Source organism: Mucilaginibacter sp. P4_G9, from assembly GCF_056400985.1.
The window spans coordinates 1-11002 of the sequence record NZ_JBFUKF010000174.1; the positions used below are offsets into that span (position 1 = coordinate 1).

Here is an 11002-nt window from a genome sequence, read left to right on the forward strand (position 1 = left end):
GGGTAGAGCAAAGAGAAAGTACCCTGGAAGAGGATAAAATGATGACATCCGACCAGGTTGCTAAAATTATTGTTGCTGGTATTGAAAACCGCTCCCGCACCCTTGTTATGACCTTGCAGGGGAAACTTACGGTGTTGTTAAGTAAACTGCTACCCGCTTTTTTAGATAAAATGGTGTACAATGTTTTTACAAAAGAGAAGAATCCGCTTTTGAGATAGTTTATACGTCTGAACCGACCAGGATTTAAAATTCTCCAAATTCAATTCCGGTTCAGAAAAATATAAGCGCAATAGGCGCCAATGAACTATTGAACCACTTCATATTCACTTATCTTACTCAAATCCAAAATCGCCTGGCCATCTTCATCCCTGTGGAATACGGGCGTAAATTTAGCACCCCAAACTATATCCGAGTATATGTATGATGTGCGTGAGTGTACGGTTTGAGAGAATGTATCATCAAAGGTTTTAAGAATAACCGATAGGCTGGCCTGGTTGGTTTCAAGTTCTTCCGGGGTCATGTCTTTTAAGGGGCTGTTTTCGTCAAGCGGGTGTACTACCGTCCAGTTCAGGGTTAAAATACTTACATACTTCCTTTCCAGTTCAAGCTGGAAAAACTTGCGGATCACTTTGCCGTTCACTTCCTCGTTGTAGCCAAAAACAACTTCCATTTCCAGGTCAATCAATATGTTGCGCCGTAAATTGGCCAGCCTGAACATCAGTCCCCTGCCATTATTACGATAAGGAGCTATCAGCACATTATTGCTATACAATATTTTGGCCGATGGGCGGGAGAAACGCCCGTAAAGCAAACCGGTTGCCAACGCAAAAGCCAGTAAGCCCATCATCGATTCAAATGCTGCTACACTGTTTGCAGCCATTCCCAGGGGGCTGATGTGCCCGTAACCAACCGTTGAAATGGTTTGTGCCGAAAAAAAGAAGGCATCCATAAAATGGTCAAAATAAGTTGTACCGCTTTTACCGTCAAGACTATCAGTGCCCAGCGAAACATATATGAATGCAAAAAGCAGGTTAGCTGTTAAATATCCGCTTAAAACTATCGCCCAAAACTTACTCCAGCTCATGGTAATAAGCGAGTGATAGTTATTTGAGGTGCTGAAAAATGGTAACCCCCTGCGTTTTACGTTAATAGAACCATCCTTATTAATAACCGGCTGGCTTTTTACAACAGGCTGTGTGCCAAAGCCAAGATCATCCTCGGGGTTTATTTTTTCTTTATGTATAGCCATTTTGATTAATTAGTGAATTGCTGATTTAGTGAATTATTGAATTTTGATTCGCTGAAATATAGGCTGATCTCTTACCCAATCACTAATTCAATAATTCTGGAACTCACCAATTGCCTCCGGTAAATTTATCATTCTGTTTGTTTTTATAAAAACTATTTCCATATTTGTGGCATAAATGAAAATAAACGCAATAAACAATAACTGGTGGTGGCTTAACGAGTAATCGTAAGGCAATTCCGTTTTTTGTTTTTTAACATAATATTCAGAAGGGTTGCCATACGGTAACCCTTTTTTTTTAGTCCACCAGCCTCCGTTAACCGCGGGGGGTGATAAACCAGGATGGCAAATAATAGTAACCACGCAAATCAAAATTCCCCTGTAGGGGCTTAGGGAGCGAGCATATGAAACAGATACTTAATCATCTTTTTGAACACAAAACCTTCAGCAGGGAACAGTCGAAAGAAATTTTGATGAACATTGCGCAGGGTAAATATAATAACTCGCAAATGGCTGCCTTTATGACGGCCTATTGCATGCGCAGCATTACCGTTAACGAGCTGGAGGGCTTTCGCGATGCCATGCTGGAGCTTTGCCTGCCCATTAACCTGGAAACCGATGAGCTGATAGACCTTTGCGGTACAGGCGGCGACGGGAAGGATACATTTAATATCTCAACCCTTGCATCGTTTGTGGTAGCCGGTGCCGGTTATAAAGTGGCCAAACATGGTAACTATGGGGTATCTTCGGGTTGTGGTTCATCAAATGTGATGGAATATCTTGGTTATCAGTTTACTAATGATGCCGATAAGCTGAAAAGAGGAATTGATAAGGCAAATATTTGCTTTTTGCATGCTCCCTTGTTTCACCCGGCTATGAAAACTGTTGCACCTATCCGAAAAGAGCTGGCTGTAAAAACGTTTTTTAACATGCTGGGGCCGCTGGTTAATCCGGCAAAGCCTGGTAATCAGCTTGTTGGAGTGTTTAACCTGGAGTTGGCCCGTGTGTATGCATATCTTTACCAAAAATCAACCACCAAATACACTATAGTAAATGCTTTGGAAGGTTACGATGAGGTATCGCTCACCTGCGATTTTAAAACATTCTCGGCCGAGGGCGAAAAGATACATAGTGTTGAAAGTTTAGGTTTCGAAAAACTAAACCCTACTGACATTGCCGGTGGTGATACCGTAAGTGCCTCAGCAGCAATATTTAGTGATGTGCTTAACGGGAAAGGCACCACTGCGCAAAATAACGTGGTGTTATCAAACGCGGCGCTGGCTATCAAAACTATCGGCCCCGAAAAAACTTTTGCCGATTGTTTTTATGAGGCCGAAGAAGCTTTGCTCACCAGGAAGGCACTCAACAGTTTCAATATCTTATTGCAGAACTAAGCATGAAAATAAAAGTTTGTGGTTTAAAAGATCCCGAAAATATTGAAGCCGTAGCCGCCTTAAAACCGGACTACCTGGGCTTTATTTGTTATGGACCTTCGCCGCGATATATAGCTCAGTTATCTGCAGAAAAATTAAGAAAAATCGAGAAAAATATAAAGAAAACAGGGGTTTTTGTAAACGAAATTGAGGAAAATATAAATAAGTTGATTGATGCCTATAATTTTGACGTAATACAACTGCATGGCGACGAAACGCCGGAGTTTTGCGAAAATTTTAAGAACAGGGTTACCGTGTTTAAAGCTTTTGGACTGGATGAAAATTTTGATTTTGGCATGCTTAATAATTATGTAAACAAAGTAGATTATTTTCTGTTCGATACCAAAACCGCTGCTTATGGTGGTTCGGGAAAAACCTTCGACTGGGGTATGCTGGAAAATTATAAACTGGATGTACCCTTCTTCTTATCGGGCGGGATAAGCCTTGATAACCTGGATGAAATAAAAAAGATAAGTCACCCGCAGTTTTATGGGGTTGATCTGAATAGCCGTTTTGAAACGGCGCCTGGTGTAAAAAACATCAGTAAATTGGAACAAGCATTTGAGATCATCAAAAAACAAAATATTAACGATGAAGTACGGAGTTAACGAACATGGTTATTACGGCGATTTTGGCGGCGCCTACATCCCCGAAATGCTGTACCCAAACGTGGAGGAACTAAGACAGCAATACCTCAGCATCATTAACGGTGCGGATTTTAAAGCTGAATTTGACGACCTGCTGAAAAATTACGTAGGCAGGCCCTCGCCATTATATCATGCCAAAAGATATTCAGAAAAGTATGGCGCCAACATATTTTTTAAACGGGAGGACCTTAACCATACCGGTTCGCATAAAATTAATAACGCCATCGGGCAGATCCTGCTGGCCAAGCGCCTTGGCAAAAAACGCATCATAGCCGAAACCGGGGCCGGGCAGCATGGTGTGGCCACCGCTACAGTTTGCGCCCTGATGGGTATAGAATGTGTAGTTTACATGGGCGAGATCGACATGGCCCGCCAGGCTCCTAATGTGTCGCGTATGAAAATGCTGGGCGCTACGGTAAGGCCGGCTTCATCGGGCAGTAAAACGCTTAAGGATGCAACCAACGAGGCCTTGCGCGATTGGATTGGTAACCCGGTTGATAYACATTACATTATTGGTTCGGTTGTTGGGCCGTACCCGTACCCGGATATGGTGGCCCGTTTTCAATCGGTTATATCCGAAGAAACAAAAAAACAATTGCTGGAGCAAACCGGTAATGATCTGCCGCAATATGTAATGGCCTGCGTGGGCGGCGGTAGTAATGCAATGGGGATGTTTTATCATTTTTTAGATGATGAGCAGGTAAAACTTATTGCGGTTGAAGCAGCCGGCAAAGGTGTGGATAGCGGACATTCAGCAGCTACTACTTTTTTAGGTCATGAAGGGGTGCTGCATGGTAGCCGTACCATATTGATGCAAACACCAGATGGGCAGGTTATTGAACCGTATTCCATTTCGGCGGGATTGGATTATCCTGGTATTGGTCCGCAGCACGCGCATTTGTATAAAATAAACCGTGCACAATATACCAGCATTACCGATGATGAAGCTTTGCAGGCGGGTTTACTTTGTTCGCAAATGGAGGGCATTATCCCGGCCATCGAAACGGCACACGCCTTGGCGCAATTAGAGAAAATGACATTTAAGGCCGATGATACCGTAGTGATCTGTATATCGGGCAGGGGAGATAAGGATTTGGATACGTATATAAAATACTTTAATTTCTAAAATGGTCTGAACCGGAATTCTCAGAATTAATGGATTTACAGAATTTTAAAACTCGTGTAATTCTACAAATTCGATAAATTCCGGTTCAGACAAATAAACCGCATAATGAACCGCTTAAACCAGCTTTTTACATCAAAAAAGGATAACCTGTTATCCATATACTACACAGCCGGGTATCCTGCTTTAAATACTACGGTAGCTATTGCCGAAGCTTTGGAAAAAGCCGGGGCCGATTTCCTGGAAATAGGTTTCCCATACTCGGATCCCGTTGCAGACGGACCTACCATTCAGCACAGCTCTGAACAGGCCCTGGAAAATGGGATGACCCTGAACAAGTTATTTGAGGAGTTAACCGAGCTGAGAAAAAGGGTGACAATCCCTATACTGCTGATGGGTTATTTTAACCCGATAGTACAATATGGTATCGAACGTTTTTGTAAAAAGGCTGCGGAGCTGGGTGTTGATGGTGTTATAGTGCCAGATTTGCCCATGTACGAGTACGAAGAGATGTATTCGTCCTGCTTTATTGATAATAACCTGAGCAATATATTCCTGGTAACCCCTCAAACATCAGAAGACCGCATCCGCAAGATTGATAACCTGAGCAACAGCTTTATTTACCTGCTGTCGTCATCATCCATAACCGGTGGCGACCTGAAACTAACCAATAGCATTGAAGATTACTACAAGCGCATAAAAGCCATGGAGCTTAAAAATCCAACCATTATAGGTTTTGGCATCTCGGACAATAATACTTTTAAACAGGCCTGCGCATATGCAAATGGCGCCATTGTAGGCAGCAAGTTTGTAAAGCTTTTAGCCGAAGAAGGGTATATGGAAAAAATTCCGAGGTTTATTGAGGGGATAAGGGGGTAATTTATGCACATATCTTTTTTGTCGATAAATTTAAAAGTCGAACAAAAAAATGTCATTTCGAAACGAGGAACGAGTGAGAAATCTTCTGCGACTTGCTATTCCAACTATACAGATCGGACCTTGCACGGCAAATTTTGCATGTCGTACAAGATCGTATGTATGAAATAGKTTAAGGGTAAAAAAGAAGAGTTCTTGAAAAAAAGGTTGTAGGTTAAAGTGAAAACATTGAACAAACACTTTAAATCAAGAACTCATGGAACAAGTTACACAATTAGACTTTAGCGGACAAAAGATTTTTGTAGGCATTGATGTTCACAAAAAATCATGGAAAGTTTGTCTTCGCAGCGAACACATGGAACTAAAGGTATTTTCACAAAACCCTTCAGCTCGGGAATTAAGTAATCACCTGAAACAAAACTATCCTTCAGCAGATTACCGGGTGGTTTACGAAGCCGGATTTTGCGGATTTGGCTATCAGCGTGAATTTACAGAATCRGGTATCCATTGTATTGTCGTAAATCCTGCTGATGTCCCTACAACAGACAAGGAAAAGCAGCGTAAATCAGATACTGTTGACTGTCGTAAATTAGGTAAAACGTTGAGCGAAGGTGGACTTAAGGGTATTTTTGTCCCGGCTGTTGAACAGCAGGACGACCGGGGTATTATCCGCGTTTACCAGCAAATGATCAAAGACCAGACGCGCTATAAAAACAGGATTAAAGGCTGGCTTAATTTTCAGGGCATATCCGTAACAGAAGATGCTGACAAGTATTGGTCAAACAATTATATCCAATGGCTTAAGGCGCTATCTTTAACGGCATCGGCAAGGATAAACCTGRATATTCTATTGCAGGGCTATGGACAAGCGCGCGTTATGGTGTTGCAGGCCACCAGGCAGGTACGGATCCTGTCCAGGCAAGCCCGTTATAACAATAGCATTGAGCTCATCAGGACCATTCCCGGCGTAGGTGAGATCACCGCTCTATTGTTCGTTACAGAAATCGGCGATATCAACCGGTTTAAAACACTGGATTCCTTGTGTGATTATGTAGGCCTTGTGCCCAATACACATAGCACCGGTGGCAAAGAAATCATATTGGGGCTTACCAACCGTGCCCATCATCAATTGAGAGAAAAGCTCATCGAAGCAAGCTGGATAGCCATCCGCTTAGATCCTGCCATGACACTGGCTTTTAATGAGCTTTGTAAACGAATGAAAAAAAACAAGGCCATTATCAGGATAGCTAAAAAAATGCTTAACAGGATACGCTACGTAATGAAGAATCAAAAACCCTATGTAACCGCCGTTGTAAAATAAATTAAACACGAGAAGGATAAACAATGCTGATAAAAACCATCTGTTTTTTTATCAAACTGGCAAACCGAAGTGAGAAATCCGCAGCCCGCAAGGTGTCTGTTTTGTACAAGGCTACGGTTGCCATTTTATCAAATAATATGAACGCGATCATGCGGCCTGTATTCACAGTGTCTGCTTATAGGAGATTGATTGGTTAATTTTGTCAAAGCATTAAAACATATTATTAAAAGMTAGCAAAGGTTTTTTTAGCCATTCATGAAAAGGATAGACCATAAAAAAAAGCCTCCCGAGAGAGGCCCTATCCAATTCAGCGGATCATATTGCTGGCAGGTTGCTCCGCAGCAGCGCCTGTTTCCTCTTCTGATCTGCAATGAAAGTTAAAGAAATATGGCCACGCTTTGGATAATCGTTTATAAATTATAACTTTAAATAATCTATTACCACCTTTCAGGAATATTTAGCCCTGCTTTTCGCATAATTTCATCATAGGAGATTTCTCACCCTTTCCCTACATAGGCCTTCCCTTCAAGGATTCGAAATGACAATCTTACTTTAAGAAACCTTTGGATAAAGATGTGTACACACGGTAGCTCGGTTGGAGAGGGTTGGGTGAAGCCTTAAATTTTATTTGCACTTTAATACTATTACGTTATATTTGCGTTACTACAATACAGTTACAATTCAATTTTAGCCTCCTGGGCCCTCAATTATGCAGGGAAAAGACGCATGGCTAATTTAAAACTTTCTTAATACAGCAATTACATGGCACAAGAAAACACGCCTGCAACATTTGATTATAACTCAACCAGGAATAAACTTATCCTGTCGGAATATGGCCGCAACGTACAAAATATGGTAAAATATATTGTAGCGCTGCCCACTAAAGAAGAACGCAACCGCTACGCCCAGGTTGTGATAGACCTGATGGGTTTTTTAAACCCTCACCTGCGCGACGTAGCCGATTTTAAGCACAAACTTTGGGATCACCTGCATATTATATCTGATTACCAGATAGATGTAGACGCGCCCTATCCAAAACCAACACCCGAGGCTATCCACCTTAAGCCACAGCCTTTAAGGTACCCCCACCAGCGTATTAAATATAAGCACTATGGCAAAACCATTGAGCTGATGATTGAAAAAGCAAAAAGCATTGAAGAGCCCGAGCGCAAACGCCACATGGTGCAAGCCGTAGCCAACTTCATGAAAATGGCCTACGTTCAATGGAACAAGGATTCTGTAAGCGACGAAAGCATTCTTGCCGATTTGTATGCCTTATCAGGCGGTACTTTGAAACTGGAAGAGAATATCAACCTTAACCGTGTTGAGTTTCGCCCCAACAACCATCCTCAAAACAACAACCAAAACAACCGCGGGCGTACCAACAACCAAAGCAACCAAAACAATCGCGGGCGTAGCAATAGCAACCAGAACAGCGGTCCGCGTAATAACCAAAACAATCGTAACCGTAACCCTGGAGCGAAGAAATATTAAGGTCCAGGGATCTTTATTTAATTGATCTGATAAAATCAAAATATACAAAAGCCCGGTTTTTCACGACGAAAAACCGGGCTTTTTTTACAGACTTTTTCAGAACTTTTTAAACCAAAATAATTCTTGATTTTTCTAAATTAATTGTACATTTTTCTACAATAATTATACTTTTTTTGTCGCTTTATAAGCATTTAAGAAGTGATTTCTACTCAAAACCGACATTTTAAAAAGTTTTCGGCGGCAATTATTCAATCTTACAACTTCGAACGACATCAATCAATAAGTAAACCAATGAACTGATGAACAGTCAGGAAATTTTATAATCTTTGCCGGGAATCAACGCTCATTTAAAAATTGAGTATTAACGGTATTGAATTATTGATCTATCAATTATAACCACCTATGACTAACGCATTTGTGATAAACGGCGGGAAACCGCTAAAGGGCGAGATTACTCCACAGGGAGCAAAAAACGAAGCATTACAGGTAATTTCGGCGGTATTACTTACCGAAGAGAAAGTAACCATCAGCAATATACCCGATATCAAGGATGTTAATAAACTCATTGAGTTACTGGGCGATATGGGGGTTATCACCGAGAAAACCRCTCCTGACACCTATACCTTTATAGCCAAAGATATCGACCAGGACTTTTTCCAGTCAGAAGCCTTTAAATCCAAAGGTGGCGGTCTGCGTGGGTCTATCATGATCGTTGGGCCGCTGCTGGCCCGGTTCGGTAAGGCATCTATCCCTAAGCCCGGCGGCGATAAAATAGGCCGCAGGAGGCTGGATACCCACTTTTTAGGATTCGAGAAGCTGGGAGCCCGGTTCGATTATAACCCCGAGGATGGCTTTTTTAATGTAGATGCCTCCAACCTGCAGGGTACCTACATCCTGTTAGATGAAGCTTCGGTAACCGGTACGGCCAACATTGTGATGACCGCTGTGCTATCAAAAGGCATAACTACTATTTACAACGCCGCCTGCGAACCCTACCTGCAACAGCTGTGCAAAATGCTTAACCGCATGGGCGCTAAAATTAGCGGTATAGGCTCAAACCTGTTAACCATTGAGGGTGTTACCAAACTGGGCGGTACCGATCATCGCTTACTGCCCGATATGATCGAGATAGGATCGTTCATTGGCCTTGCTGCTATGACAGGGTCTGAGATTACAATAAAAGATGTTCATTATAAGGAGCTTGGCATGATTCCAGACGTATTTAAACGATTGGGAATCAAGCTTGAACTACGTGGAGATGATATTTATATCCCAGCACAGGATCATTACGAGATAGAGACCTTTATTGATGGCTCTATCATGACCATTGCCGATGCGCCATGGCCAGGCTTCACCCCCGACCTGCTGAGCATCGTTCTGGTAGTAGCCATACAAGCTAAGGGCTCGGTACTCATCCACCAGAAAATGTTCGAGAGCCGTTTGTTCTTTGTGGATAAACTGCTGGATATGGGCGCCCAGATCATCCTTTGCGACCCGCACCGTGCAACTGTTATCGGGCTCGACAAACAGGTACAACTTCGCGGTATCTCCATGACATCGCCCGATATCCGCGCCGGAGTGTCCTTGTTAATAGCCGCCCTATCGGCACAAGGCAAATCAACCATCTACAATATTGAACAAATTGAACGTGGCTATCAGCATATTGATACGCGTTTAAAAGCTTTGGGCGCAGATATAACACGAATTTGAGCTGAAACCGGAATGCTAAAGGCCGAAAGCCAACAATCTTTTGGCTTTTGGCAATAGCTTTTGCTTTTCTAAATATTTTCATAGCTTTAGGACCTTGGCATTTAGCTTTCTGCTTTGAGCCTTATGCTTCAACAAAAACCAATGACCTACAAAAACCGGAAGTCGACATACGTTTATTTCATATTGATTTTTGTATTTATTAAGGTTATTTTAAACCTTTTTGCCATTAGTCATTTCGGTTTTCACCGGGATGAGTTTTTGCACTTGGTACTTGCCGATCACCTGGATTGGGGTTATAAAGAGGTACCGCCATTGATAGCCCTGCTGGCCAAACTGTCCATTAAGCTGTTTGGTGATTCGGTTTTTGCAGCCAGGCTCTTCCCAACTATTTTTGGTGGTTTAATTATCTGGTTCACCGGGCTTATTGTAATTGAGTTTGGAGGGCGCAGGTTTGCCATTACTTTGGCCTGTTTAGCCATGATATTTTCGCCAGCATTTGCAGCCAGCGACTATCTTTTTCAGCCCGTGGTATATGATCAGTTCTGGTGGGTTTTAACAGTTTGGCTATTCATTAAATACCTCAACACAACCGATGTAAGGTACCTGTATTGGTTGGGCGCAACCGTTGGCCTGGGGATGCTTACCAAGTATACCATGCTATTTTTTACCATAGCCCTTATTGTTGGGATACTTATCAGCAAACAGCGTAAACTACTGTTTAACCGGCATATATTGGGCGCAATGGCCCTTGCTATGCTGATATTTTTGCCCAATTTTATCTGGCAGGTGACCCACCATTTCCCGGTGATCACCCATATGAATACACTGCGTAAAGAGCAACTGGATTACATTACTCCCGGCGAGTTCATTAAGCAACAGCTTACCGTTCATGGCATTGCGTTATTTGTTTGGCTCACCGGTTTAGCATTTTTAATCTTCTCGTTCAGGCTGCGTAACTTCCAGTTTCTGGCTATTGCTTATGCGCTCATCTTCATTTTTCTGTTACAGATGGATGGCAAAAATTATTACCTATTCGGGGTCTATCCAATGCTTTTTGCGGCCGGTGGCTTTGGTTTCGAACGCTGGTTAAAAACAAGCGGCTATGTTCTTCGTGCGTTAACCATAGCCTTTTTTACCATACCCAACATGATC

General features: G+C 42.4%; 9 protein-coding genes and 1 pseudogene. 9 read left to right on the top strand and 1 reads right to left on the bottom strand.

The annotated features are described in order from the left end of the window. A pseudogene (locus AC1DPZ_RS15385) lies at positions 1–218 on the top strand (SDR family oxidoreductase); the annotation flags it as partial. An 86-nt stretch (positions 219–304) separates the two neighbouring features. Here the strand turns inward: AC1DPZ_RS15385 and AC1DPZ_RS15390 are convergent. Continuing rightward, the gene (locus AC1DPZ_RS15390) at positions 305–1249 is read right to left on the bottom strand and encodes an ion channel (protein WP_477404893.1); all 945 of its coding nucleotides are present in this window, start codon (positions 1247–1249) and stop codon (positions 305–307) included. 401 nt (positions 1250–1650) lie between these two features. On the opposite strand from AC1DPZ_RS15390, the gene trpD reads away from it, so the two are divergent. The 8 genes from trpD to AC1DPZ_RS15430 all read left to right on the top strand — a co-directional run. Continuing rightward, the gene (trpD, locus tag AC1DPZ_RS15395; RefSeq protein WP_477404895.1) at positions 1651–2640 is read left to right on the top strand and encodes an anthranilate phosphoribosyltransferase; all 990 of its coding nucleotides are present in this window, start codon (positions 1651–1653) and stop codon (positions 2638–2640) included. Between the two features lie 2 nt (positions 2641–2642). Further along, positions 2643–3287 (top strand): phosphoribosylanthranilate isomerase, encoded by a 645-nt coding sequence (locus tag AC1DPZ_RS15400; RefSeq protein ID WP_477404897.1) that lies wholly within the window; start codon positions 2643–2645, stop codon positions 3285–3287. Then, positions 3271–4452 carry a tryptophan synthase subunit beta gene (gene trpB, locus AC1DPZ_RS15405; RefSeq protein ID WP_477404899.1) on the top strand — a complete coding sequence of 394 codons (1182 nt, stop codon included), beginning with the start codon at positions 3271–3273 and terminating at the stop codon, positions 4450–4452. Before AC1DPZ_RS15400 ends, trpB begins: the two co-directional genes overlap by 17 nt. A gap of 105 nt (positions 4453–4557) precedes the next feature. Then, positions 4558–5328, top strand: coding sequence for a tryptophan synthase subunit alpha (gene trpA, locus AC1DPZ_RS15410; protein WP_477404901.1), 771 nt, complete (start codon positions 4558–4560; stop codon positions 5326–5328). A 253-nt stretch (positions 5329–5581) separates the two neighbouring features. Beyond that, on the top strand, positions 5582–6646 hold the full coding sequence (locus AC1DPZ_RS15415) for an IS110 family RNA-guided transposase (RefSeq protein ID WP_477404903.1): 1065 nt from the start codon (positions 5582–5584) through the stop codon (positions 6644–6646). 762 nt (positions 6647–7408) lie between these two features. Next, a complete protein-coding gene (locus tag AC1DPZ_RS15420; RefSeq protein ID WP_477404905.1) occupies positions 7409–8140 on the top strand; it encodes a DUF4290 domain-containing protein in 732 nt (243 codons plus the stop codon). A gap of 402 nt (positions 8141–8542) precedes the next feature. Then, complete coding sequence (murA, locus tag AC1DPZ_RS15425) at positions 8543–9850, top strand: UDP-N-acetylglucosamine 1-carboxyvinyltransferase (protein ID WP_477404907.1); 1308 nt, start codon at positions 8543–8545, stop codon at positions 9848–9850. 123 nt (positions 9851–9973) lie between these two features. Then, positions 9974–11002 (top strand): glycosyltransferase family 39 protein (locus AC1DPZ_RS15430; protein WP_477404909.1); only part of this gene is annotated, 1029 nt, incomplete at its 3' end.